The following is a 23,781-nucleotide window of genomic DNA, read 5'->3' as shown; positions in this document are numbered from 1 at the left end:
GTGATTGAGCGGGTTCTATCGCCGTCGTTTGTGGTGGGGGGGGGGGGCGGGGGGGCCCCCCGGGCCGGGCCGGGGGGCCGGGCGGGGGGGGGTGTGGGGGGGGGGGGGGGCCCGGCGGGGGGGGCCCCGCCCCACACCTGCCTGCTAGGCGGCGAGGGCGACGCGCCTCGGTGCCCGGCGGCGGCCGGAGGAGCCCTGGTTGTCGCGGCCTGCGACGGTCGCGCGGGTGTCACCGGCCGCGTGAGCGGGTCGGCTGCGGCGGTTACGGCTCGTGGACGGGCTGCGGCGGGGGCGTTCGACGGCGGGGGCGGCGATCGCGGTGGGGATACCGGTGGGGACGCGGGCACCGGTGATGCGGGCCAGGTCCTCGTCGCCGGCAGTGACCCTGGTGGTGACGGGGGTGATGGCGGCCATGTTCATCAGGCGGGCCATCTCGCGGCGCTGGTTGGGCAGGACGAGCGTGACGACGGTGCCGGACTCGCCGGCCCGGGCGGTGCGCCCGCCGCGGTGCAGGTAGTCCTTGTGGTCTGCCGGCGGGTCCAGGTTGACGACCAGGTCGAGCCCGTCGACGTGGATGCCCCGGGCGGCGACGTTGGTGGCGATCAGCGCGGTGACCTGTCCGGTGCGGAACTGCTCCAGGGTGCGGGTGCGCTGCGGCTGGGACTTGCCTCCGTGCAGGGCGGCGGCCTTCACCCCGTTGGCGAGCAGATCCTCCACCAGGCGGTCCGCGCCGTGCTTGGTGTCGGTGAACATGATCACCCCGCCGTCACGGGAGGCGATGTGGGCGATCGTGGCGTTCTTGTCGTAGTTCTGCACGTGCAGCACGTGGTGCTCCATGGTGCTGACCGCGCCCGCGGACGGGTCCACGGAGTGCGTGACCGGGTCCTTGAGGAAGCGCCGCACCAGGCGGTCGACGTTGCGGTCCAGGGTGGCGGAGAACAGCATCGTCTGGCAGCCCTCGGCGACCTGGTCGAGAAGTTCGGTGACCTGCGGCAGGAAGCCCATGTCGGCCATCTGGTCGGCCTCGTCGAGGACGGTGATGCCGACGCCGTCCAGCTGGCAGTCGCCGCGCTGGATCAGGTCCTTGAGCCGGCCAGGGGTGGCCACCACGACCTCCGCCCCGCGGTTGAGCGCCTGGGCCTGGCGTCCGATCGACATCCCGCCCACCACGGCCGCCATCCGCAGCCGCACCGCGTGGGCGAACGGGGTGAGGGCGTCGGTCACCTGCTGCGCGAGCTCGCGGGTGGGGACCAGGACGAGGGCCAGCGGGCGGCGCGGCTCGGCGCGCCGGCCGGCGGTGCGGGCCAGCACGGCGAGGCCGAACGCGATGGTCTTGCCGGAACCGGTCCGGCCCCGACCGAGGACGTCCCGGCCGGCCAGCGAGTTCGGGAGCGTCGCGGCCTGGATCGGGAACGGCGCGGTGACGCCCTGGCGGGTCAGGGTGGAGAGCAGGGCCTTGGGCATGTCCAGTTCGTCGAACGCTTCGACGGCCGGGAGCGCCGGGGTGGTGCTCACCGGCATCGCGAACTCGCCCTGCGGAGAAGAACTCTGGCGGGCGCTACGGCCGCGGGCGGGCCGGTCGCCGTAGAAGGAGCTGCCGCCGGAGCGGGACCCGTGGGTGCCGCCGGAACGGGAGGAGGCCGAGGAGCGGGAGTTGGCGTTCTGGTACGAGGAGCGACTGGAGCGGTTCATGTGAGACCTTCCTGGGGTGGCACGTCGCGAGGAAGCTCCGCAGCGCGAGGCGCCGGCAGGAGGTCGCAAGGAACGGGCCGAAAGTGTGGGGAGCGGGGCGTGGACGGTGGAACCGTGCGGCACGTCACCTACGGTCGGCGCTCACCGCGGAGGGCGGGAGCGGAGAACCTCGAACCGTGAGCTGTCACGGCAGGGCGGCGATCCGGACGCGGCGCTGTGCGTCTCGCGTGGGGATGGCCGCCGGTGGCGGAGCCAGGGGGCCAGAAACAGCCGGGGAAGCGCGTCGTGGCGCAATGCCGAGGGGCCCGCACCGGGCATCGTGTACGCGGTGCGGGCCCCTCGCTACCAGGCGGGTGCCGTGGCGGAAACTACAGCGGACGAATGTTCTCGGCCTGCGGGCCCTTCTGGCCCTGCGTGACGTCGAACTCGACCTTCTGGCCCTCGAGCAGCTCACGGAAGCCGTTGGCGTTGATGTTCGAGTAGTGGGCGAAGACGTCGGGGCCGCCACCGTCCTGCTCGATGAAGCCGAAGCCCTTTTCCGCGTTGAACCACTTCACAGTGCCATTAGCCATAAAGAAATCTCCTTCAAGGGGCTGTCCGAAGCACGCACAGCGCGCGCTTCGAGTCGCCGCGATGAGCACCCACCCGGGGAAGAGCCGGGAAACAAAAAGGCGCCTGCGAAACACCAGCAGGCGCACACAAAGTTCATGGGAACCACTACTGCAACTAAAACGACTCTAGCAGGCCCAGGCCCGCCGCGGGCGGATATCCCACCCCCGGTCCTGCAGGCCCCTTCCCCCGGGGTCGCCGGGTGCGGGGCGACAGGCTCGTCAACACGCATGCATGGCAGCCAGGTTGGACATGGATCCCGCCTCCTGGGCGCCGACCACGCGCTCCCCCAGGAGGGCGAGTCGCGCGGGAGCCGAGCACCCGCCCCCGCCGCGACAGACCCGCGAAAGCAACGCACCACGTCCACCGGCGCCATCCGGGGGCGCACTGGACGGCTTGCGCGAAATTCCTGTCGTAGCTCCGAAATCGAGTGCACCGAGAAAACCCGCTCCCGCGATTTTCGGCGCATACTGCAGGGAATGACGAAATCTGCAGCAGTCCGCCGCGTCCTGCCCACCAGCCCCTTCAAGCCCCCGGCCGAAGCACCGCGCAAGCACTTCGCCGTCGGCGACCGCGTCACCCACGACACCTACGGCCTCGGCCGGGCCATCGGCGTCGAAGGCGACAGCGACATCGCGGTACTCGTCGACTTCGGATCGCGGCGGGAACGCATCACCCAGCCCTACACCGCGATGTTCAAACTCTGACCCAGGACGCACGCGGTTCTCCGCCGAGTGCGCCGCGCACGGCGCGGACCCTGCGGTAGACCCCCGGCCCGTCGCGTCGGCGCACCGTCCAGAGAGTGCGCACCCCGACCGGGTCGAACGGGAACCCGACGCTCCGGCCCCGTAGCCTCACCGGCAATGGCCGGAAGGGCATGTGACGAGTCGTCACTGATGGGCGGGTGCGGGCTGGGCAGGCGATAAACTCTGCGCGTGGATGACAAACATCTGTTTGAGTCCGTCTGTGCGGTGCTCTCCCACCGGGGGTTCGAGCCGACACCGTCGCAGGCGGCCGGGCTCTTCGCCCGGCCGCGTCCGGGGGGCGGCCTGGCGCTGGGGTGGAGCCCGGGCCAGGACCTGATCGGACCGACCCTCCACGCCTGCCCGCATCCCGCTGACGCCGCCGGTCGCACCGAGTTCCGCGGCATCCGCGGCGCGCTGATGCTGGCCCTGGCGGAGGTCCTCGGCTCCGCGGGCTTCACCGTCACCACCCTCGGAGCCGACCTGCTCGTCACCGCCGGCCCGCGCGATCCGGGCGATGCCCCGGCCCTCACGGCCGCCGCCACCTGCCCTGCACCGCGGCGCAGCCGATCGGCGTGTCAGGTCGCCGTCGCGTAGCACCCGGCCGTGCAGCAGGCGCAAGGCCCGTGGCCGCCATGGCCGTTGGACAGCCCGGGGCGCCGCAGCCGCGGTGTCCTATTCTGGGGGGCATGTCGAACCCTGACGGGCTGCTCGTCGACATCGCCGCGATGGTCGAGTCCGAGCACAGCAACCAGATGTCCCTGACCGTGGTGGTCCCCGGCGCCGTGATCACCGGCAGGCTCGCGCCGGTGACCCTGTGGTTGGAGCGGGTGGCGGAGGTGCTCCAGGCCTCGGAGCACCTGAAGCCGTTCGCGGCTCTCTTCGCTCCGCCCGTCGACGGCCCGCCGGCACGGCCCACCCATCTGCATCTCCACCGGGCGAAGATCCTGCAGGGCGACTTCGGGCTGCCCCACACCGGCGGCATGTACCGCATCGCCATCGAGGATGTCGGCAGTTGGACGGTCGGGGACCTCAGCTACTCCGATTCCTGACCACCACGGCAGGCCAAGAGGCCGCCCGGCTTGGCGCCCTACGTCCCCGCACCAAGGAGTCGCTGAGCCTTGAGTGGGGTGTCGTGACGTCTGGTCCGGGTGTCGGGGTGGGACCGCTGACGGCCCCGGACGGAGAGACGAAGGGCACGGCGGGCGGGCGGAAGGCACCGGCGCCCCGGGCGGTGCCGCCCTCTCTGCGCGGACCATCCCGAGCACCTGGCCGACGGGGTCCAGCCCGGCCGTGCCCTCCAGCCGCCACGTCTTGTGCCGCGCCGCGGTGTTGCCGTCCGGAGCGTGCGGCGCGAGGCCGTCCCCCTGTCTGGCCTCTGCGGCGGGCGGCCGTACGGCTGGAAGGAGCTGTGGGCCAGGTTGCCGGTCCGGTCAGGTGTCCGCGGTGGGCTCCTGGTCGTGTTGGGCGCGGCGGAGTTGTTCGTTGAGGCGCAGGGCTTCTTCGAGTTGGTCTTCGAGGATGACGATGCGGCAGGCCGCTTCGATGGGGGTGCCCTGGTCGACGAGGTCGCGGGCGCGCATGGCGATGCGTAGTTGGTAGCGGGAGTAGCGGCGGTGGCCGCCGTCGGAGCGTAGCGGGGTGATGAGGCGGTGTTCGCCGAGGGCTCGGAGGAAGCCGGGGGTGGTGCCGGTCATCTCGGCGGCGCGGCCCATGGTGTAGGCGGGGTAGTCGTCGTCGTCGAGCTTGTCGGGTGTGTCGGGGCTGGCCGTTGTAGTCACTGCACCTCTCTGGTTCTCGAGGAGAACGCGTCGAGGGGCCCCGGGGCCGTGTCGGCCCGGGGCCCCGAAGGGGAACAACACCATCTACCGGCCTGGGCCGGTCCTGTTACTGCCGCACTGCCCCGGGGGAGGGGTGTGCGGGGATCGCGTATGCGTGACCGGAAACCACCGTCCTTGCCTTGGGGTCTGCGGTGTCCGCCCGGACGAGTGTTCACGGGCCGGGCGATCCTGATGGCGCTTGCGCCCTCCGTTCATCCTCTGTACTGAACTGTCACTTTTCGTACTGCTGGTACCGCACTCACTGAACTGCGTACTACTGGTGGCGGCCCCTGATACCTGCGGGCCGCCCGGTCCGGCAGCCAGCCCAGTCGCCGTCCTGCACCTGCCTGGCTTCGGAACTCCACCGCCGGACCGAACCGCGAACTTCTGTCCAACAACCCCGGCCAGTTCGTGTCTGGCCGGTATCGCCGACTGCTGTCTACGAGAGAAACGTTAGCCCCACCCACGAGCAATGTCTACTCCGGCGCGCACAGATTTTGCGGCGCCCGCGAGTGAGGTAGCCTTCCGCTGCGCGGCGGCGGCAACCCCCCGAGCCGCCGCCGCGCGCCCGAAGAAACGAGCGACACCCCGCATGGAGGCGGCAGTGGAACACCTGGTGCCCACAGCACCAGAGACAGCCCGCAACGGACAGGCGGATCTGATCGAAGCGATCACCGAGGCCGTGCGCGACGGCGACAACCGAACTGTCCGCCGGCTGCTGGCCCGCTTCGCCGAACTAGCCACCATCACCGACCTGTACGCCTTGCGCGACGCCCTCGACACCGCCCGCCCACCTGGTGCCCACGGGCAGAGGTGACTCCTGCCGGAACGCACTAGCGGACCTGCCCGACCAGGACGTTCAGATCGATCTTGCGCCTGGCGTCGTGGTGCGCAGCGCGCTCGCCCTGAGTGGCCGGGGCGAGGGGACGCCCGTCCAGTAGGCGAGCTCCAGCACCGTGCCGGTGCCCGCCAGTGCCCGGTACGGCTGGACGGAGCGCACCTGCCGAGGCGGATGTCGCGGCGCACCACTGTGGCGCCGGACTTGAACCGGGTACTCGGCGGGGCGGTAGCGGTCCTGCGTCGTCGGCCTGCGCGCAGAGGCCGACGACGGTGGTGCCGCCTCAAGCCGCGGCGGTGAGGTCGGCGCGGCCGAACAGAAGCGCGTAGCCGCGGGGCAGGTGGGCGAGGATGCGGTCGGTGAGCCGGTCGCCGGCCGGGTCGGCGAGGGCGGCCAGGACTGAGGAGGCGTCCCAGCGTGCGCTGGTGAGGCTGGTGTTCAGGGCGCGGGCGACGGCTTCGACGAAGGCCGGGGCGGCAACGGGCTGGGGCAGCGGGATCTGCGAGGCGAAGACGGCGCGGGCGCGTTCGGGCAGGGCTGCGGCGAGGTCGCAGCGTTCCTCGCCGGTGAGCTGGCTGCCGAGGACGGCCAGGACGGCGTGCAGGACGCGTTCGGCTTCCTCGTCACAGGTGTAGCGTCCGAGGGTGCGGACGTGCTGGAGGAGGAGGCGGTACCGGGTCATGGCGGTGGCCTTCCGGGGCGGGGCCGGCCAGGCGGGGGCGGCGGCGCGGACGGGTTCAGGGGCGGCGGCCGGGCTGGGGCCGGCCGAACAGGAGGTCGTAGCCGGGCGGCAGCTGGAGCAGGACGCGCTCGGTGAGGTCGTCGCCGGCCGCGTCGGCCACGGTGGACAGGACGGCGCCGATGTCCCACAGGGCGGTGGTCTCGGTGGCGCCCTCGATCCAGGCCGCGGTCGCGCGCACGAACCGCTCGGGGCTGAGTGGCTCGGCGGCCTGCAGCGGGTTGAGCAGGATCAGGGCGAGGGTCTCGGGCAGGCGGGCGGCCAGTTCGGCGCGCACGTCGCCGACCAGGTGGGCGCCGAGCAGGGCCAGGACGACCCGCGCCGCCCGCTCGGCCTCCTGGGGTGTGTCGTATTCGCCGCGCTCCCGGACCTCCTCCAGGAACGCCTCCCATCGAAGAGTCACCGCGGTTCTCCCTCCATCCCGAGGAGCCGGTGCGAACGGTGCCCGGTCAGGGCTCGACGGTCAGGCGCCGGTGCAGGCCGGTGAGTTTGAGCAGCCGGACCACGCACTCCCCCGCCCCGCGCAGGACCAGACGGGCGCCGAAGCGGTCGGCCTGGTTGAGGGCCTGGACGAGGGCGCTCAGGCCCGCACAGTCCATGAACGTCACCTCCGACAGGTCGAGCACCACCTCCCGGTGCGACTCGAGCGCGGCGTGCAGAGCACGGCGCAGTGAGGGGGCGGTGTCGAGGTCGATCTCGCCGCCAGCCCTCACCACGAAGGGCACCTGGACCTGATCGCGCATGGTGGTCTCTCGCTGTCGGCCCGTGGTGTGCCGGGGACCGCGGGGCCGGGCGGGTCGTCCGGCTGGGGTGGCCGTCCCGCAGGGCCCGGGGGTTGGCGGTGCGGGACGGCGGTCCGTGGGGCCGGTCAGGCCTGGATCTGCTTGCGGTCGCCGCTGTGGCTGATGGCGATCTTGCGGGGCTTGGCCTTTTCGGCGACCGGGATCTTCAGGGTCAGTACGCCGGCGTCGTAGTCGGCGCTGATCCCGGCGGGGTCGAGGGTGTCGGAGAGCATGACCTGGCGGGAGAACACGCCGAGCGGGCGCTCGGACAGCTCCCACTTCACATTGTCGCCCTCGTGGCGGGGGCGGCGTTCGGCCTTGACGGTCAGCATGTTCCGTTCGACGTCGATGTCGATCGCCTGCGGGTCCACCCCGGGCAGGTCGAAGCAGATCACGTACTCGTCGCCGACACGGCAGGCGTCCAGCGGCATCGGGGCCGGCCGGGACCAGGTGCCGTTCGTGCCCAGGAACTGCTGGGTCAACCGGTCCAGTTCGCGGAACGGGTCAGTGCGCATCAGCATCGCGAAACACCTCCACTGATCGATGGGGAGCCAGTGCGCTTCACCTGAAACCGTTCTAGCATGTCATCTATCCGATGACAAACCCCTGAGTCACCAAAGAAGTGACATCAATGGGCAGACGGCCCGACCCGCCGGCCACCGGAGGCAGCCCGCCCACAGGACCGGCGTCCTTCCTCGCCGCCGCCGCGCTCGCCGCCATCGACGATGCCGTCCGCACCGCCCAGAACACCAGCCCGGCCGCCCGGCCCGGTGCCGGTACACCGGACGAGGGACCGGAGCCCGCGCTGGCCGCGCTGGTGCTGCTGCGCGAGCTGCGCACCGAGCTTGCGGGCTGGGAAGCGGGCCTGGTCGATGCCGCCCGCGCCGGCGGCGCCACCTGGGCCGAACTCGCCCAACCCATGGGCGTCGCCAGCCGCCAAGCCGCCGAGAACCGCTACCTGCGCCTGCGCCCCCACCGACAGCACCTCCACCGAGGCGGAGACCAGCGCGGAGCGGGTCAAAGCCGTGCGCGACAAGCGGGCCGCCGAGCGCGCCGTCACCGCCTGGGCCCGCGACCACGCCGCCGACCTGCGCGTGCTGGCCGCCCAGGTCACCGCCGCGCCCGGTCTCACCCCGGGCCCGTCCCGCGCTGACCGCGCTCACCACCGCCCTCGGCGCCAACGACGCACCTGACGCCACCGCCGAGGAGCGCCGGCAGCACATCGAAGACCGGCTCGCCGCCATCGAACGCCGCATCCGCGAGCACAGCAGCGACGCCATCGCCACCATCGACGCCTGCCTGGCCAGAGTCGACGCCCTCCGCCACGACATGGCCCCGCAGGCCTTCCCCGCGCCCGCAGGCCCTCCGGCCATCCCGCCGCAACCGGCGCGAGCCCGCCTGAGAGTCTGCCCGCAACGGCCAGGACGGCCGCTGATCCCGTTCCGCGCGCATGAAAGGGCGAATATCGGTAAAACGGGTGGCAAAGGGGCGGTGCGGCTGCGCCGCCTGGCGGACGACTGGAGGAACCGATGAGCGACCTGCCGAACACGGCGCAGGAACTGGCCGGCAAGGCGAAGGAGAAGGCCGGTGACCTGACCGGTGACGAGGAACTCAAGGGCGAGGGCCAGGCCGACCAGGTCGGGTCGAAGCTCAGGCAGGCCGCGGACGACGTCAGGGACGCCGTACAAGGCGCCGCGGACCGGGTGAAAGGCGCCCTGAAGCGCAACGACTGATCAAGGGAGGCAGCGGCATGGCCCTGTTCCTGTTCATCCTGCTCATCGCCGTGGTGTTCGGCTTTCTCGGCGCTCTCGTGAAGGGCCTGCTGTGGCTGCTCGTCATCGGTGCCGTGCTGTTCGTCGCAGCCCTGGTGCTCGGCGGCGTGCGCCTGGGCCGCGGGCGAGGCGCACGCAGATAGGCGGGCCCCCGGGGCGCACCGTCCGCACCGGGCGAGGATCGTGCGCGAAGCGTCGGCGAAAGGGGACGGTGAGGCGTAGCCCGGCTCGTCGAGTTCAGCTGGCCGTGGCCCACTGGGTGGTTCGCGCGTGCAGAGGGGAGACGACGGCGGCGTAGCCGTTTCCGGGCAAGTCGGTGACCCAGTCGAAGGTGTCGAGGGTGACGCCGTGCTGGGCGGCAGCGTGGAGCATGTCGGCCAGCAGGGCGGTCGCGGCGGCGCGGTCCTGCTCGGTGCCCTCGTCGAGGCGGCGCTCGGCGACGGCATTGACGCGGTCGGCCAGGGTGCGGTTCTTGCGGTCGGTGTACTGGTACACGCTTCTGTCTCCTTGGTCGGTCGGGTGGCCGGCTTCCGTGTCTGGCGGCCGAAGCGGGTGATGGCGGCGGTGCAACAGGGGCGTGGATGCCGAGGCGGGCGCTGCACGCGCGTCCCGCCGGGGCCGGGCTCGGCTCTGGCGGGACGCCCGGTTCGATGCGACTCGTCTGCAGCACCTCAGACCCTTCCCTGCGGCGTGCGCCGGGCGGGGACGGCCGAACACGATGCGGGGTGCGGCCGGCCGGGCTGGTCGGGCGTCCGGCGGGCCGCACCCCGGCGGGGGTTACAGGGTGTGGGTGAGGTGGTCGGTCAGGAGGCGGGTGAAGCGGGCCGGGTCGGGCAGGTCGCCGCCTTCGGCGAGCAGGGCGCTGCCGTGGACGAGTTCGGCGATGTCGGCCAAGGCCGGGTCGTCGGGCTTTGCCTGGTGGGCCTGGTGGAGGGCGCTGATGAGCGGGTGGGTGGGGTTGAGTTCGAGGATGCGCTTGACCGAGGGGAGGTCCTGGCCCATGGCCCGGTACATCTTCTCCAGGGTGGGGGTCAGGTCGTGGGCGTCACCGACCAGGCACGCCGCCGAGGTGGTCAGGCGGGTGGAGAGGCGGACCTGCTTGACGTGCTCGGCCAGGGTGGTCTCAAGCCAGGCCAGGAGGTCGGCGAAGTCCTGTTCGCGCCGGGCCTTCTCCGCCTTCGCCTCGTCGCTGACGTCGCCGTCGGCGTCGTGGTCGAGGTCGACCTGGCCCTTGGCGATGGACTGGAAGCGGTGGCCGTCGAAGGTGGGGATCTGGTCGGTCCAGACCTCGTCGACGGGGTCGGTGAGGATCAGGACCTCGTAGCCCTTGGCGGTGAAGGCCTCCATGTGCGGGGAGTTCTCCACCATCTGGCGGTTCTCGCCGGTCAGGTAGTAGATGGTGTCCTGGCCGTCCTTCATCCGCTCCACGTACTCGCGCAGCGTGGTCGGCTTCTCCGCATCGTTGGTCGAGGCGGCGCTGACCAGTTCCAACAGCGCCTCGGTGTTGTCGCGGTCCTCGATCAGGCCCTCCTTGAGGACCCGGCCGAACTGCTCCCACAGCTTGAGGTAGGCCTCGGTGTTGGTGGCCTGCGTGCTCTTGAGTGCGCCGAGGACCTTCTTGACGAGGCGCCGGCGTACCGCGGTGATCTGGCGGTCGTGCTGCAGGATCTCGCGGGAGACGTTCAACGACAGGTCGTGGGCGTCCACGACACCCTTGACGAACCGCAGGTAGTTCGGCATCAGCGCGTCGCAGTCGTCCATGATGAACACACGCTTGACGTACAGCTGCACGCCCCGCTTGGTGTCGCGGGAGAACAGGTCGAACGGGGCGTGGGCGGGGATGAACAGCAGCGCCTCGTACTCGAAGGTACCCTCGGCGCGCATGTGGATCGTCTCGGCCGGGTCCTGCCAGTCGTGGCTGATCTGCCGGTAGAACTCGTTGTACTCGGCCTCGGTCACCTCGCTGCGCGGGCGGGCCCACAGCGCCTTCATCGAGTTCAGCGTCTCCGGAGCGCCTGCGGCCCCGTCCACGGCCTCGTCCACGGCACCGGATTCGGCGTCCGCGCTGACGGGTTCGGCGGCCATGCGGATGGGCCAGCGGATGAAGTCCGAGTACTGCTTGACGATCTGCCGGATCTTCCACCCGGCGAGGTAGTCGCCGAGCCCGTCCTCGCCGTCCGCCGGCTTGAGGTGCAGCGTGACCGACGTGCCCATCGGCAGATCGCCGGCCTCCGCGATCGTGTAGGTCCCCTCACCGTCGGACTCCCACACGGTGCCCTGCTCGGTGCCGGCGCGGCGGGTGCGCAGGGCGACCTTGTCGGCGACCATGAACGCCGAGTAGAAGCCGACCCCGAACTGACCGATCAGGCTCTGCGCCGCGTCCGCGTCCTTGGCCTCCTTGATCTTGGCCAGCAGGCTGGCGGTGCCGGACTTGGCGATGGTGCCGATCAGGTCGACGACGTCCTCGCGGGTCATGCCGATGCCGTTGTCCCGCACCGTCAGGGTGCGGGCCTGCCGGTCGACTTCCAGGGTGATGTGCAGGTCGGAGGTGTCGGCCGCGAGGTCGGTGTCGGTGAGGGATTCCAGGCGGAGCTTGTCGAGGGCGTCGGAGGCGTTGGAGATCAGCTCGCGCAGGAAGATGTCCTTGTTCGAGTAGATCGAGTGGATCACCAGCTGTAGCAGCTGGCGGGTCTCCGCCTGGAACTCCAGCGTCTGGGTCGGGCTGGCCACGGGAGGCGTCTCCTTCGAGTGGTGGAAAGGGTTCGTATCCGGTCAAGCTGCCGGGGCCGGCCGGTGTGCTGCGTGGCCGGCCCCGGGGGTGTTCAGATGTGGCTGAGGGGCTGGTAGGGCTGCTCGGGGCGGGTGTGGCCGGGGCGGGCGGTGCCGTAGCAGGACAGGAAGAGCTTCCAGCCGTCGCGGCACTCCAGCGTCGCACCGTAGCGGACGGCGGGCGGGTCCGGGAGCGTGCTGTACCGGTCGACGCGCACGATCCCGCCGGCCGGGTCGTCGGCCGCGATGGCGGCGGCGACCAGGGCCTGCTCGACGAGGGCCACCGGAACCGACGAGCCCATCAGGTCCGGCGCCTCCACGCTCTCGGCGCCGTCAGCCTCTCCGGTGGTGATGGTGGGGGCGGGACCGCTGGTGCCGGTGATGGTCCACCACACCTGTCCGCCGCCCTCCAGGGCCACGGTCAGTCCGTAGGGGCTGTCGTCGTCATGCTTGCCGGCACCGGCAATGCCCGGTATGCCCAGGGCACGCTCGATGAGCAGCTGCTGCAGGTCGGCTGGAGTCATGGGAGTCGGCTGGGGTCGGGGACGGCGCGGCCGTCACGGTCCGGAAGATACGGGCGGTCTGCACGCCGAGAACCGTCAGGCGTCAACTCGCGCCCCGCGTGCCGGGGCAGGCGCCTCGTGCAGGCTTACGGCGGTAAACCGGTCCACAGCGTGCGGGTCGCGGACCGGCAGGGGCGTGACTCGGGTTGGTCACGGGCCGGCTGGGGGTGTGCGGCGCTGCCGGTCGCTGTCGGCGCGCAGCTGGTCGGCCCGGGCGGTGAGCTGATCGAGGCGGTCGGCGATCTTCGGGTGGTCCGCCTCCAGGAAAGACCGGGTCTCGGCGAGCGGGGCGAGCAGACGGGCGGGGTCGTTGTTGCCGAGCGCGTCCAGCAGGCGTTCTATGGCGGGGGCCGCTTGCGTGCTGAGGCCGTCCAGGGCGCCGATCTGTCCGGCCAGGCGGCGCAGGTCGGCGGCGTTGTCGCGGGCCCAGGTGGTCACCGCGCGGTCGGCGGCGCGCTGGTCGCGCGTGGCCTGGACGCGCTGCTCGCCGGTGCTGCCCGCCCCGGTGCCTGCGTCCGCGTTGGGACGCAGACGCAGATAGCGGCGCTCGGCGGCCTGGCGGCTCTGGACTCCCAGCGGTTCTGCGAGGTCGGCCCAGGTGGCGCCCGCATCGCGTGCGGTCTCGATCAGGCCGGTCTCCCAGCCGGCGAGTTCCTCGCGCAGGTGGCGCAGCAGCAGGAGTACGGAAAGGGCCTGTTGCGGATCGGCCTGGCCTGCATCGTCCTGGGGTGCGTGGCGGGCGGTGCGGGCGGCGGCGTCCATCATGCCCAGCGCGGCGGCGGCGGCCAGGACCGAGGCCGGCCCCACCCCGGCTGCGCCGGTGTCCTGCGTCTCCATGCCGTCACTCTTTCGCTGACTGGGTGATTGTCATCGTCTGGATGACATGCTACAACGGGTCGTGTCGCGCCGCACCGGTGCGAACCACCCGAAGCCCTTCTGGACCGGAGGTGTCCAACGATGTCCGTGCGCACTGCGGTGACCCACCAGGCGCCCCCCAGGCCCTGGTCCCAGCCGGCCCCGATCCCGATGGACGCCTGGCGCGAGGACGACCGCTTCGTGATCGCGCTCGACCTGCCCGGCATCCCGCTGGAGGGGATCGAGGTCCAAGCACTGGGCCGGATGGTCACCGTGAAGGCCGAACGCCGGTCCACCCCGCGCGGCGAGGGCGTGCGCACCCAGCACGCCGAACGGGCCCACGGGGTCTTCGAGCGCCGCATCCAGCTGGCCGACAGCCTCGACCCGGGCCGCATCGCGGCCCACCTGCAGGACGGCGTCCTGACCATCACCGTCCCCATCGCCTCGGCCTCCCGGCGCCGCAAGATCACCGTCCAGACCGGCGCGGCCGACCAGTCGCCCGGCACGATCGGCCAGGCCGTTCCCGCGGCGGGGTGAGCCCGGCGAGGCCGGCACCCCACCACCAAGGGTTCCGCACCGGCCGCAGGCCATGGCGTCGGCAGGGCCCGATCCGGCCGCCAACCCACGGACTGCCGGGCGATCGGCGCACCGACCGCCACCCGCAACCGCGCCGCTGGGCCCACCGCCCGTTCGCGCGGGGCACCTGGTGCCGATGACCCGACCTCTGAAGGTCACCTGTTCACCAGTACGCCTGATCATCCGTCCTCTCAGCCGTTCAGCGACATGCGCCAGCACTCTCTGAGAAGGTGACATGCCCAGACGGATGTGTCTCGAAGTTGCCCGTTGATTCGACGAGGAGATGCTCGACGATGTTGATGCGCACCGACCCCTTCCGCGAGCTGGACCGGATCACCCAGCAGGTGGTCGGAACAACCGGCACGTGGTCGCGCCCGTCCGCGATGCCGATGGACGCCTGGCGCGACGGCGACACGTTCTACGTCCAGTTCGACCTGCCGGGCATCAGCCCGGACGCGATCGACCTGGACGTCGAGCAGAACGTGCTGACCGTCAAGGCCGAGCGCCGACCCACGGAACGCGGCGACAACGCCGAGATCCAGCTCTCCGAACGCCCGCTCGGGGTCTTCTCCCGGCAGCTGTTCCTCGGCGATGCCCTCGACACCGACCGCATCACCGCCGCCTACGAGGCCGGCGTGCTCACCCTCACCATCCCGGTCGCCGAGACTGCCAAGCCCCGCAAGATCCAGATCAGCGGCGGCAACGACCGCAAGGAACTCCGGGCCTAACCCCCTCCGGGCCCGGTGCCCCAGAGGAAACGGTGCCGCACGGGCGGAACAGTCCCCGGCCGCCCGCGTGGCACCCGACCGAGAACCTGCGCCAGCTGCGCAGGCCCCGAACTCCAGGCCCGACCTTGGCCCTCGGGCCTGGACCCGAGGAAAGGGGCGGGTGCCGCGCGGAACAACGGGCTTCCCCCCGATGCCGCCGCGCGGCACCCCGGTCGGCCGTGAGCTGTACGCCATGGCCGCGCAGACCGTCCGAGCCGCGGACAGGGCGTTCTCCCGGGCACCGCCTTCCACTTACTCGCCGACCCGCTGGCCGGGCCGACCGACCGCCCACCGACAGGCCGGACGAAGCCAACTACCGGCCCAGCCTCGGGCGGCGGACACCTGGGTCCCGCTCGTATCCCTTGACCGCGCCCGCCTGCCATGCTGCCCGGCCGCGCAGACCCCACCAAGGCAGCCGCCTGGCAGCACCGCCGCCCACGGGCCGGGCGGAGGCTCGTCCCCTGCTCAGCGCAGCACGTCCGACCGATCCGCGGTGACACGGTAGCGGCTGGAACCGCCCTGGAAGGCGCAGCCTCCCGCCCACGTCCTGAAGCGCCTCGAGGACGGTGCTTCCCCCTACGGCGCCGTCACCGAACTGGTGCGCCACGCCATGAAGGTAGCGGACGGCATCCTGCCCGACCCGGCCGTCTTCGGCGTACAGCTCGACGAGGCCGAGGCGATGATCGCCGACTACGCCGATGCCGACTCCGAGGAAGCGGACGCCGCACCCACCGGCATCCGCCTCACCCCGCTGGACCCTCGGCGGCCGGCCCGCGACCTCCTCGAAGACCTCCGCTCCGGCATCCACGACTGCTGGCCCGTCCACGACGAGTACGCCGAACTCGACGACGAGGACGAGGAGCCGGAGTTCGAAGACGACTCGGAGGACGAGGCGGCCGGGCGGCACCAGCACCACAGCCGCGCACGGTTCGGCGCACTCGTCCGCGCCGTCGGCCGTACGGAAGCGGGACCGGCTCGTGTGGCACCCTCCGGCCCCCGATCCACCCGCAGAACGTGCAGCGCCCGCGCCCACCCCTGTCCGGTCCAGCCCCGTACGTCGATCACCGCCCGGTCGGCCACGGGCCGTTGACCGCTTGAGGCAGGCCGTGGCAGTGCCCGCAATCCGCTTCCTCCCAGGACGGATGCAGACGCTACCCACTCAGTGGACCGCTCCAGGCCTTGCAGCACCATGTCGGCCACGCAGAGTCACGGGATCACCATCGAATCCGTTCCGAGCCATGGCGTGCGGCACTCGAAAACTCCAGTCGCCGCTCCAGGCCCCTGCGGCCGCAGCGTGTCCGGCCGTAGATGAAAAGAGGCTTCAGGCCATCGTCTTCCGGACCGTCGCCCTCAGTCCTCGCCGCTCCGGATTCGGCTTTCCGCACCTCCGATAATCACCACCGAATGGGCACTACCGTCTCCTTGTGCACTTTCCAAGGGGACCGGCGCAGCTCACAGGCCTGAGTGGTCGCCCGGTTCGCCTTCCCCGCGCCATGATCCGCCCCCTGACGCGCCACACTGCTCCACCGTGAAGCTGGGTCAGCCTGATCACACAAGGAGTCGATTCCCGTGAACCTGACCAATCCTCAGCGCGGACGGATCTACCGGCGCTGCGGCTGCCGTGACACCAGTGGCCGCCAGTACGGCACCCGCTGCCCTCGACTGAACACCCATCTTGAACATGGCAGTTGGGCCTACGCCGTGGACTTGCCCTCCACTTCCGGCAAGCGCGAGACCCGGCGCCGTGGCGGTTTCCCCGACCAGAGCGCGGCCCTCACCGCTCTGCAGAACTTCCTGCTGGCCGAGCGCACCGGCATCGGGGTGGACGAGGCCATGACCGTCGCCGACTACCTGACCGAGTGGCTGCTCTCCAAGCAGGAGATCCTCAAAGCCACCACCTACGCCGGCTATCACCGCCACGTCCACCACGACCTCCTACCGGCTTTCGGACCGCTTCCCCTCACCGACCTGCACGACCGCCACGTCACCACCTGGTCCCGCCGACAGTTGGCCGCCGGCCGCGGACGCCCCACAGTTCACCGCTGCTGTGCCATCCTCTCCAGCGCCATGAACGCCGCCGTCGGCGCCGACATGCTGGCCCGCAACCCCGCTCGCAACGCGGCCTTGAAACGACCCGCCGCACCCGAGCGCCTCTGCTGGACACCCCAGCAGGCCTCCGCCTTCCTGCACCACAACGCCGAGACCTACAACGACGTCTACGCCGACATCTTCGAGGTCATCCTCGGTACCGGCATGCGTCGCGGCGAGGCCCTGGGCCTGCACTGGCCCGACATCCACTTCCAGCAACGCGTCCTGTTCGTGCGCTGGACCCTGGCCTCGGTGGACAACGCCCGCCTGCACCTGCAAGTGCCCAAGACCCGGGCCAGCCGTAACTGGGTCAGCCTCTCGCCCCGCGTCACCGCCGCACTACGCCGCCAAGCCGCCCGCCGGCGCAGCACCCACCCCGACGAACCCCGCCCGCAGGGCATGGTCTTCACCCGCCCCGACGGCAGACCCATCAACCCCGAGCGACTCCTGCACACCCTGCACCGGCGCTCCGCCGAGATCGGCCTGCCCAAGATCGGCCTTCACGACCTGCGGCACACCGCCGCCACCATCATGATCAGCTCCCAGGTGCCGCTCGCCGTCGTCTCCAAGACCCTGCGGCACTCCACCCTGGCCACCACCGTCAACATCTACGGCCACCTGCTCCCCCAAGCCGCCCGCGAAGCCGTCACCGCCCTCGCCGACGCACTCGACCGAGCAGACCTTCCCCGCGAGAGAAACTGACATATGGCCAGCCCGCGCGATCACCCGCACTCACGTCGGCCACAAACTGCCAGGTCAGAGTGCCGGGCGCGACCACCATGCGACCACGCGCACCCCGGAGACGAGAGAGGGCGGCTACTTGGATTCCCAAGTAGCCGCCCTCACAACCGACTTCACAGTCGGGACGACAGGATTTGAACCTGCAACCCCTTGACCCCCAGCCGGCGATGTTGACCTCGGCCTGCCGTGCGCTGAACGGAACGCGTTGTCCGTGCAGAAGGCCAAGCCTTGCGCGAGCTGATCTGCGACGTGTGGTCCCCAGGCCGTCCCCTCACGCCATGTACCCACGTATGAGTAGCGTCGGAGACTGGCGCGGTGGCTGATGCTCCGTTTCTAGTCCCCGACCCTGCTAATCCCCGTTCGTGGACCACTCGTTGGCGAAGTGCTCCATCTGCTTAAGGACCAGCTCGATGGCCTCCGGGGCTTCGCCCGGCGGATAGTTGCGGCGGGCCAGGAGGCGCTTGATGGCGCTGCGGAGTCGAGCACGGACCGGCTCGCGGGCGATCCAGTCCGGCTTGAGCTTGCTACGGACCTCCACGACCAGTTCGCGGGCGATGTCGGCCAGAACCTCGTCGCCCATGACCGAGCGGGCCGCGCCGTGGTCGGCAACCGCGTCATAGAAGGCTAGTTCTCGCCAGTCCAGCGGCGGTTCGAACTTCTCGCCGCGACGGGCGTCCTCCATGACCTCCTTGGCCATCTCCACGAGCTTGGCGATGAGCTCCGCACTCGTGCACTGCTGCCGCATGTACCGGACCATGAGGTCCTGCAGCCGCTCGGAGAACGTCGTCCGGCGGACAATATTGTGCCGCGTCACCTCGCGCATCTTCCGCTCGATGAGCCGCCGCAGAGCCTCCGCCGCCAGGTGCGGGGTCTCGCTGCCCTGCAGCTTCGCGACGAGTGCGTCGTTGAGATGCGTCAGGTCGGCGGTCTCAAGACCGGCCTCGGCAAGCAAGTCGGTCACGCCGCCGGTCTCGACGACCGAGGACGTCAGCTGCGCGAGGTACAGCTCGACGTCGCGGGCAACAGGAAGGCCGCGGGCCTCGCGATTCATCGCGTCGATCTTCGCCATGTAGGCGCGGACCTCGACGAAGAACTGAATGTCCCGGCGCCAGGCCGGATGGTCCGGGAAGCGTTCGCCGATGTCGGTGGAGCTACCGCAGAGCGCGTAGAAGCGCTCCAGGCGGTGGGCGTGCTCGCGGTAGCGCCGGCCGAGCGTCTGGCGGGGGTCGTCGAGGGTCTCCGGGTTGTTGCCTGCGGTGGCCGGGTCGAGGAGGTAGTTCGCGGCCCGGATTGCGGCGTCAATGAACGCCGTCTTGGAGGGCATGTCCAGCCGGGCCCGCCAGTCGAACCCGCGCAGGAGGTCGTTGAGGATGTCGTACTCGTTGCGCACCTCGTCCAGCGCCCGGTCGAGGTCCTGGCCGAGCGTGCGGTCTTGCTGGTCGGCGTCCGTGTACTCGGCAATGGCCCGCTGGAGGTTCTCGGTGAGCGGCGCGTACCCGACGAGGAGCCCGTCTTCCTTGCCTCGGAAGCGGCGGTTGACGCGGGCCAGGGCCTGCATCAGGCCGGCGCCCTTGAGCGGCCGGTCCAGGTACATCGTATGGACGGGCGGCGCGTCGAAGCCGGTCAGCAGCATGTTGTTGACAATGAGCAGCTGCAGCTCGTCCTCCGGGTCCTTGGCCCGGTTGATGACGGCCTTGCGGCGGCTGTCGCTCAGGGCGTGGTCGAGGAGCCGCTTGGAGTCCTTGCGTGTGTTCGACGAGAACACGATCTTCATCGCGCCCTTGTCGAACTCGTCGTCATGCCACTCGGACCGCAGATCGCGCAGGGCGTCGTACACGCTGACGCAGATCTCGCGGGTCGCGCACACGATCATCGCCTTGCCGGTCGCGCCGCCTGTCTCGGAGACGCCGACGAACGGCTGCATCGCCGTACGGCGCGTCTCCCAGTGCTGTACGAGGTCGGCGGCGAGGTCCCGGATGCGGGCGGGTGCGCCGTACATGGCGTTCATCGTGGCGACGGCCTGCTCGACGCGACGGCGCTCGACGTCGTCGAGACCCTCGGTGATCCGGTCGGCCTCCTCGTCGATGGTCGTCGGGTCGACGTCCCGGTCCATGACGAGCTGGATGACCCGGCTCTCGTGAAAGACCTTGACCGTCGCCCCGTCGTCGGCGGCGCGCTTGAGGTCGTAAACGTCGATGTAGTCGCCGAACACCTCTCGGGTGTTGCGGTCGGCCTCGGAGATCGGCGTACCGGTGAAGGCGAGGAGGGTGGCGTGCGGGAGCGCATCACGAAGGTGGCGGGCGTAGCCGTCGAGGTTGTCGTAGTGACTGCGGTGCGCCTCGTCGACAACGACGATGATGTTTCGGCGGTCGGAGAGGAGCGGGTGGTCCGCACCGGACTCCTTCTCCTCCTTGGTCCGCCCGAACTTCTGCAGCGTCGTGAAGAGGATACCGCCCACACGCTTGGCCGCGAGCTCCTGGCGCAACTCGGCCCGGGTGAGGACCTGCTTCGGCGCCTCCGGGAGGATCTCGCTCTCCTGGAACGTCGAGTAGAGCTGCTCGTCGAGGTCCGTACGGTCCGTGATGACCACGACCGTCGGGTTCAGCAGCGCCGGGTCCTTCATCACCATGGTGGTGGTGAGGACCATCTCCTCGGACTTGCCCGAACCCTGCGTGTGCCAGACGACGCCGGCCTTCCCGTCGCTCGCGGCGGCCACGCGTACGGCCTCGGCGGCGCGAGTCACGGCGTGGTACTGGTGCGGCTTCGCGATGCGCTTCATCCGCTTCGACGGCACGAAGTTGACGAACGACTTGGTGAGGGCGAGGAACCTGTCCTGGGTGAACAGGCCGTGCAGGGCCAGGTTCTGACCCGAGTCCCATATGCCCTCGGCGGCGAACGGGTCGACGCGCTCGCCGAGTCCGTCCGTGTTCCACGGTGCGAAGTGCTCGTAGGGCGTGAACGGCGTGCCGTACTTGGCAGTGATACCGTCCGAGACGAGGACGACCGCATTGTACCGGAACGCGGTCGGGAACTCGTCGACGTAGCGGCTGACCTGGGTGTGCGCGTCCTGGAGGGTCGCGTCCTCGTCACCGGCGCGCTTCAGTTCCAGGACGGCGAGCGGCAGCCCGTTGACGTACAGCACGACGTCGAAGCGGCGCCGCTTCTCCCCGTCGATGACGGTGACCTGGTTGAGGACGCGGTACACGTTCCCGCTCGGGTCTTCGAGGTCGACGAGCCGGATGGTCGGGTTGTGCTCGGCTCCGAACGCGTCGATGTACGTGACGGACCGGATGCCTGCGGTCAGGTAACCGTGCGCGGTGCGGTTCTCCTCGTACGTGTCCTGCGAGGCGGGCGTTGCGGCAGCGCCGACGGCGTCCCCGACGGCGTCCGGGGGAAGGTCCGGGTTGAGCCGCTCGACGGCTTCCCGGAGGTCCGGGTAAAGGATCAGGTCGTCCCAGGACTTCCGGTGCCCGGAGCCGGGCGCGAACTCGTTGCCGGGGGCTGGCGCCCAGGCGAGCTCGGCGAGTTCATCGAGAGCGAGGTGCTCCCAGTCGGACTCGCGGGGGCGGTGGTTCTGCCTGTCGTCGGGGGCGTCGGTCATACGTGGTCCTCGACAATCTTCTCGGCGTCACGAACACGGAGACGGCCGGACATGAGCTGCGGAAGGAGGGTGTCGCGGAGCGCGGCGAGAGCCTGCGCCTCTACCAGAGCCTGATCCCCTCGTCCCTCCAGCGCGTCAAGGGCGGGCCGAAGTCGTCGCTGGCGCGTTCCGCTGGGCAGAGTGATCTCCAGACCTCCGAGCTGAGTGCGCGGTAGCTCCGTCTGTCCGGTGCTCCCCTCACCCATCGCCTCGATTTCGGGCTGAGCGCGGAGCATGGCAAAGCCGGCGCTCACCGGGTCAACCGCCTTCTCGTCGAAGCGCACGATCGTAACGTGCGAGTCGACGGTCGCACGGCTGTCGGATGTCCATCGCGCGACTCGTCCGAGGGTCCCGACGCCGGTGGAATTGACCAGAATGTCGTCACGCTGGAGCAGCTTGGGGGTCTTCACGGTCTCGCGCACAGTGAGGCGTGCGGGGGCGAGACTCACACGACCGTCACGGATGCACTTCTGGTTGAGGACGACGAGGTCATTCGGATCCTCCGAGTACTTAGGGGCGATCCCTCGGGTAAGCAGGCTGGATACCGAGTCGACGTCGACGTCGACAGGGTCGTCCTCCAGGAGAGACTGAGCAAAGAGGGCGAGTCCGAGTTGTCTGACCGTGGCCGCGATGCGCTCATTGACGGCAATCCTGTCGTCCAGCAGTTCAAGCGTGCGAGCGATCGAGGCTTGCACATCTAGCGATGCAGGAACGTCAATCTCGACGGATTCCAGCCGATCCGTCTGCAATCGACCGGTTCCGTGCCCCGCCTCATCAACCAAGGAGAGAATCTCCGGAGTCTTCGCCTTGATGGCATACCCAAGAAAAGAGGGGCGGATTCCCGGACGGGCAATTAGCGCTTTGCAATCCTGTCCAAAAGCAACCTGCCGCTGCGCAATTCCAATGCGAAATTCGCTCTTGAGGCTCATCCCGCGCACCACCATCAGGATAGTTTCGGATGCCACGATTCGGGTCCCGTTCAGGGCCCCCTCCTGCGTAACCATGCGATCCGAGCGCGAGATCCTGTAATCCTTCAGGCTCGCCGCAGAAATCCAGGGAATATCGCCGCCCCAGTATTCGGGCCGCGAAGTGCTCGGCGTTCCACCGGACAGCCAGGTTCCGCTTTCGCCTAGGGTGATCTTCTCCCACTCAGACACTGACCCTCCCCAGCTGCTCCCGAACCGACTTCTCCAGCTCCGCCGACTGCTCGAACAGTCCGAACAGCTCCTCAGTCAGAGCGGCGATTCGTTTGCTTACCGCCTCTGCATCCTCTTGGTCCGCCTCGACAGCCCCTACGTACCGCCCCGGCGTCAGTACGTACTCGTGCCCACGCACCGTTTCCAGCCCCGCCGAGAAGCAAAAGCCCGGCACGTCCTCGTACGTCAGTCCCTCAGCCTTCGCTGATTCCGTCCCGCGCCACGCGTGGTAGACACCCGCGATCCTCGCAAGATCCGCCTCCGTGAGGACGCGCTCCGTACGGTCGACCATCTCGCCCATCTCGCGGGCGTCGATGAACAGGATCTCCCCGCGCCGTTCCGCCAAGCCCTTCGCTCCCTGCGGCGACTTGTCCTTCGCCAGGAACCACAGGCAGGCCGGAATCTGCGTCGTACGAAACAACTGCGACGGCAGCGCCACCATGCACGCCACCAGGTCCGCCTCGACCATCGACTCGCGGATCTCGCCCTCGCCGCTCGACTGGGAGCTCATCGAGCCGTTCGCCAGCACGATGCCAGCCGTCCCCCGCTCTCCCAGCTTCGAGACCATGTGCTGGAGCCATGCGTAGTTGGCGTTGTTCCTCGGCGGGACGCCGTACTTCCAGCGAGCGTCGCTCTCGTCCCGTGCCCAGTCCTTGATGTTGAACGGCGGGTTGGCCATCACGAAGTCGGCCTTGAGGTCCGGGTGCCTGTCGTCGGCGAAGGTGTCGCCCCAACGAGCCGCCAGGTTGCCGTCGATGCCGTGGATGGCGAGGTTCATCTTCGCCAGGCGCCAGGTGCGCTCGTTGAGCTCCTGACCGTAGACCGCGATGTCGGCCTTGTGGCCACGCCCCCGGTGCGCCTCGATGAACTTGCTGGCCTGGACGAACATGCCGCCCGAGCCACAAGCCGGGTCGTACACGCGCCCGTTGTACGGCTCCAGGATCTCCACGATCAGCCGGACCACCGACTGCGGGGTGTAGAACTCGCCACCCCGCTTGCCCTCCGCACGCGCGAAGTTGCCGAGGAAGTACTCGTACACCTCGCCGAGCACGTCCTGCGCCGGCTTGTCCTCGGTGCCGCCGAAGCGTGCATTGCTAATGAGGTCAACGAGCTCGGCCAGGCGCTTCTGGTCGACGTTGTCTCGATTGAAGATCTTCGGGAGGACGCCGGTCAGCGCAGCGTTCTCCCGCATGACCGCGTCCATCGCCTCGTCGAGCAGCTTGCCCACGCCCTGACTCTTCGCGTTGGCGGCAATCCAGGTCCAGCGGGCGGATTCGGGAACCCAGAAGACGTGGGCGCCGGTGTACTCGTCGCGGTCCTCCAGGAAGCCGTCGATCTGGTTCTCGGAGATGCCGTCCTCGGCGAGCTCCTTGGCCAGCTCGTTGCGGCGCTCCTCGAAGGCGTCGGAGACGTACTTCAGGAAGATCAGGCCGAGGACGAACTCCTTGTACTGCGCGGCGTCGATGGAGCCGCGCAGCTTGTCGGCGGCCTTCCACAGGATCGCCTGGATCTCCTTGGACGTGGAGGCGCTGAACAGCTCCTCCTGCTCGGCGGGCTTCTTCTTGCGCGGGGGCATGGGCGGGCCGTCTCC

The 23,781-nt window shown here is 70.1% G+C and carries 27 protein-coding genes; 11 read left to right on the top strand and 16 right to left on the bottom strand.

Features of this window, described 5'->3' with window-relative positions; all coding sequences use genetic code 11:
• Window positions 1-144 precede the first annotated feature (144 nt).
• On the bottom strand, window positions 145-1,692 hold the full coding sequence (locus ACIO5E_RS29320; RefSeq protein ID WP_400673492.1) for a DEAD/DEAH box helicase: 1,548 nt from the start codon (window positions 1,690-1,692) through the stop codon (window positions 145-147).
• A gap of 368 nt (window positions 1,693-2,060) precedes the next feature.
• The gene (locus ACIO5E_RS29315; RefSeq protein WP_031068443.1) at window positions 2,061-2,264 is read right to left on the bottom strand and encodes a cold-shock protein; all 204 of its coding nucleotides are present in this window, start codon (window positions 2,262-2,264) and stop codon (window positions 2,061-2,063) included.
• 516 nt (window positions 2,265-2,780) lie between these two features.
• Here ACIO5E_RS29315 and ACIO5E_RS29310 point away from each other — a divergent pair.
• The 3 genes from ACIO5E_RS29310 to ACIO5E_RS29300 all read left to right on the top strand — a co-directional run bounded on the left by ACIO5E_RS29310 (window position 2,781) and on the right by ACIO5E_RS29300 (window position 4,096).
• Window positions 2,781-3,008: a hypothetical protein gene (locus ACIO5E_RS29310; RefSeq protein ID WP_280702317.1), complete on the top strand. Its 228-nt coding sequence runs from the start codon at window positions 2,781-2,783 to the stop codon at window positions 3,006-3,008.
• A 228-nt stretch (window positions 3,009-3,236) separates the two neighbouring features.
• Window positions 3,237-3,641: a hypothetical protein gene (locus ACIO5E_RS29305; protein ID WP_400673489.1), complete on the top strand. Its 405-nt coding sequence runs from the start codon at window positions 3,237-3,239 to the stop codon at window positions 3,639-3,641.
• 92 nt (window positions 3,642-3,733) lie between these two features.
• On the top strand, window positions 3,734-4,096 hold the full coding sequence (locus ACIO5E_RS29300) for a hypothetical protein (protein WP_400673487.1): 363 nt from the start codon (window positions 3,734-3,736) through the stop codon (window positions 4,094-4,096).
• 381 nt (window positions 4,097-4,477) lie between these two features.
• Here the strand turns inward: ACIO5E_RS29300 and ACIO5E_RS29295 are convergent, their stop codons facing one another.
• Window positions 4,478-4,759, bottom strand: coding sequence for a MerR family transcriptional regulator (locus ACIO5E_RS29295; protein ID WP_400673569.1), 282 nt, complete (start codon window positions 4,757-4,759; stop codon window positions 4,478-4,480).
• Window positions 4,760-5,480: 721 nt separating this feature from the next.
• Here ACIO5E_RS29295 and ACIO5E_RS29290 point away from each other — a divergent pair.
• A complete protein-coding gene (locus ACIO5E_RS29290; protein WP_400673485.1) occupies window positions 5,481-5,681 on the top strand; it encodes a hypothetical protein in 201 nt (66 codons plus the stop codon).
• Between the two features lie 42 nt (window positions 5,682-5,723).
• Here the strand turns inward: ACIO5E_RS29290 and ACIO5E_RS29285 are convergent, their stop codons facing one another.
• The 6 genes from ACIO5E_RS29285 to ACIO5E_RS29260 form a co-directional block, all read right to left on the bottom strand.
• Window positions 5,724-5,864 carry a hypothetical protein gene (locus ACIO5E_RS29285; RefSeq protein WP_400673483.1) on the bottom strand — a complete coding sequence of 47 codons (141 nt, stop codon included), beginning with the start codon at window positions 5,862-5,864 and terminating at the stop codon, window positions 5,724-5,726.
• 121 nt (window positions 5,865-5,985) lie between these two features.
• A complete protein-coding gene (locus ACIO5E_RS29280; RefSeq protein ID WP_280682224.1) occupies window positions 5,986-6,384 on the bottom strand; it encodes a DUF2267 domain-containing protein in 399 nt (132 codons plus the stop codon).
• Between the two features lie 55 nt (window positions 6,385-6,439).
• Complete coding sequence (locus tag ACIO5E_RS29275; RefSeq protein ID WP_400673481.1) at window positions 6,440-6,844, bottom strand: DUF2267 domain-containing protein; 405 nt, start codon at window positions 6,842-6,844, stop codon at window positions 6,440-6,442.
• Between the two features lie 46 nt (window positions 6,845-6,890).
• Window positions 6,891-7,184, bottom strand: coding sequence for an STAS domain-containing protein (locus ACIO5E_RS29270; RefSeq protein ID WP_280682219.1), 294 nt, complete (start codon window positions 7,182-7,184; stop codon window positions 6,891-6,893).
• Between the two features lie 125 nt (window positions 7,185-7,309).
• Window positions 7,310-7,744, bottom strand: a complete 435-nt coding sequence (locus ACIO5E_RS29265) for an Hsp20/alpha crystallin family protein (RefSeq protein WP_280682217.1) — start codon at window positions 7,742-7,744, stop codon at window positions 7,310-7,312.
• Between the two features lie 107 nt (window positions 7,745-7,851).
• Entirely contained in the window at window positions 7,852-8,244 is a 393-nt protein-coding gene (locus ACIO5E_RS29260) for a hypothetical protein (RefSeq protein WP_400673478.1), read from the bottom strand.
• Between the two features lie 4 nt (window positions 8,245-8,248).
• Here ACIO5E_RS29260 and ACIO5E_RS29255 point away from each other — a divergent pair, with 4 nt between their 5' ends.
• From ACIO5E_RS29255 to ACIO5E_RS29245, 3 genes are all read left to right on the top strand, one after another.
• The gene (locus ACIO5E_RS29255; protein WP_400673476.1) at window positions 8,249-8,416 is read left to right on the top strand and encodes a hypothetical protein; all 168 of its coding nucleotides are present in this window, start codon (window positions 8,249-8,251) and stop codon (window positions 8,414-8,416) included.
• Window positions 8,417-8,752: 336 nt separating this feature from the next.
• Window positions 8,753-8,956: a CsbD family protein gene (locus tag ACIO5E_RS29250; RefSeq protein ID WP_400673473.1), complete on the top strand. Its 204-nt coding sequence runs from the start codon at window positions 8,753-8,755 to the stop codon at window positions 8,954-8,956.
• A 17-nt stretch (window positions 8,957-8,973) separates the two neighbouring features.
• Window positions 8,974-9,138, top strand: a complete 165-nt coding sequence (locus ACIO5E_RS29245; RefSeq protein WP_280682209.1) for a hypothetical protein — start codon at window positions 8,974-8,976, stop codon at window positions 9,136-9,138.
• 94 nt (window positions 9,139-9,232) lie between these two features.
• Here ACIO5E_RS29245 and ACIO5E_RS29240 read toward each other — a convergent pair whose 3' ends face one another.
• The 4 genes from ACIO5E_RS29240 to ACIO5E_RS29225 form a co-directional block, all read right to left on the bottom strand.
• The gene (locus ACIO5E_RS29240) at window positions 9,233-9,490 is read right to left on the bottom strand and encodes a hypothetical protein (protein ID WP_400673470.1); all 258 of its coding nucleotides are present in this window, start codon (window positions 9,488-9,490) and stop codon (window positions 9,233-9,235) included.
• A gap of 282 nt (window positions 9,491-9,772) precedes the next feature.
• Entirely contained in the window at window positions 9,773-11,725 is a 1,953-nt protein-coding gene (gene htpG / locus ACIO5E_RS29235; protein WP_400673468.1) for a molecular chaperone HtpG, read from the bottom strand.
• A 92-nt stretch (window positions 11,726-11,817) separates the two neighbouring features.
• Entirely contained in the window at window positions 11,818-12,288 is a 471-nt protein-coding gene (locus tag ACIO5E_RS29230; RefSeq protein WP_400673466.1) for a hypothetical protein, read from the bottom strand.
• A gap of 189 nt (window positions 12,289-12,477) precedes the next feature.
• Window positions 12,478-13,164: a type III effector protein gene (locus ACIO5E_RS29225; RefSeq protein ID WP_400673464.1), complete on the bottom strand. Its 687-nt coding sequence runs from the start codon at window positions 13,162-13,164 to the stop codon at window positions 12,478-12,480.
• A 120-nt stretch (window positions 13,165-13,284) separates the two neighbouring features.
• Between ACIO5E_RS29225 and ACIO5E_RS29220 the strand changes: the two genes are divergently transcribed.
• The 4 genes from ACIO5E_RS29220 to ACIO5E_RS29205 all read left to right on the top strand — a co-directional run bounded on the left by ACIO5E_RS29220 (window position 13,285) and on the right by ACIO5E_RS29205 (window position 17,315).
• The gene (locus ACIO5E_RS29220; protein ID WP_400673461.1) at window positions 13,285-13,719 is read left to right on the top strand and encodes an Hsp20/alpha crystallin family protein; all 435 of its coding nucleotides are present in this window, start codon (window positions 13,285-13,287) and stop codon (window positions 13,717-13,719) included.
• A 332-nt stretch (window positions 13,720-14,051) separates the two neighbouring features.
• Window positions 14,052-14,486 carry an Hsp20/alpha crystallin family protein gene (locus ACIO5E_RS29215; protein WP_400673459.1) on the top strand — a complete coding sequence of 145 codons (435 nt, stop codon included), beginning with the start codon at window positions 14,052-14,054 and terminating at the stop codon, window positions 14,484-14,486.
• Window positions 14,487-15,135: 649 nt separating this feature from the next.
• A complete protein-coding gene (locus ACIO5E_RS29210; RefSeq protein ID WP_400673458.1) occupies window positions 15,136-15,615 on the top strand; it encodes a hypothetical protein in 480 nt (159 codons plus the stop codon).
• Between the two features lie 617 nt (window positions 15,616-16,232).
• Window positions 16,233-17,315: a tyrosine-type recombinase/integrase gene (locus tag ACIO5E_RS29205; RefSeq protein ID WP_400673456.1), complete on the top strand. Its 1,083-nt coding sequence runs from the start codon at window positions 16,233-16,235 to the stop codon at window positions 17,313-17,315.
• A gap of 388 nt (window positions 17,316-17,703) precedes the next feature.
• Here the strand turns inward: ACIO5E_RS29205 and ACIO5E_RS29200 are convergent, their stop codons facing one another.
• Genes ACIO5E_RS29200 through ACIO5E_RS29190 form a run of 3 tightly spaced genes read right to left on the bottom strand, consistent with a single transcriptional unit; the run spans window position 17,704 to window position 23,766 of the window.
• Complete coding sequence (locus tag ACIO5E_RS29200) at window positions 17,704-20,955, bottom strand: type I restriction endonuclease subunit R (RefSeq protein WP_400673454.1); 3,252 nt, start codon at window positions 20,953-20,955, stop codon at window positions 17,704-17,706.
• The gene (locus ACIO5E_RS29195; protein ID WP_400673451.1) at window positions 20,952-22,151 is read right to left on the bottom strand and encodes a restriction endonuclease subunit S; all 1,200 of its coding nucleotides are present in this window, start codon (window positions 22,149-22,151) and stop codon (window positions 20,952-20,954) included. Before ACIO5E_RS29195 ends, ACIO5E_RS29200 begins: the two co-directional genes overlap by 4 nt.
• Window positions 22,144-23,766 (bottom strand): type I restriction-modification system subunit M, encoded by a 1,623-nt coding sequence (locus tag ACIO5E_RS29190; protein WP_400673449.1) that lies wholly within the window; start codon window positions 23,764-23,766, stop codon window positions 22,144-22,146. The genes ACIO5E_RS29195 and ACIO5E_RS29190 overlap by 8 nt, the downstream gene beginning before the upstream one ends.
• Window positions 23,767-23,781 lie beyond the last annotated feature (15 nt).

It is taken from the genome of Kitasatospora sp. NPDC087314 (assembly GCF_044744365.1).
GTDB lineage: Bacteria > Actinomycetota > Actinomycetes > Streptomycetales > Streptomycetaceae > Kitasatospora.
The sequence above is the reverse complement of the archived record's forward strand: the minus strand, read 5'-3'. Positions and strand labels throughout refer to the sequence as shown.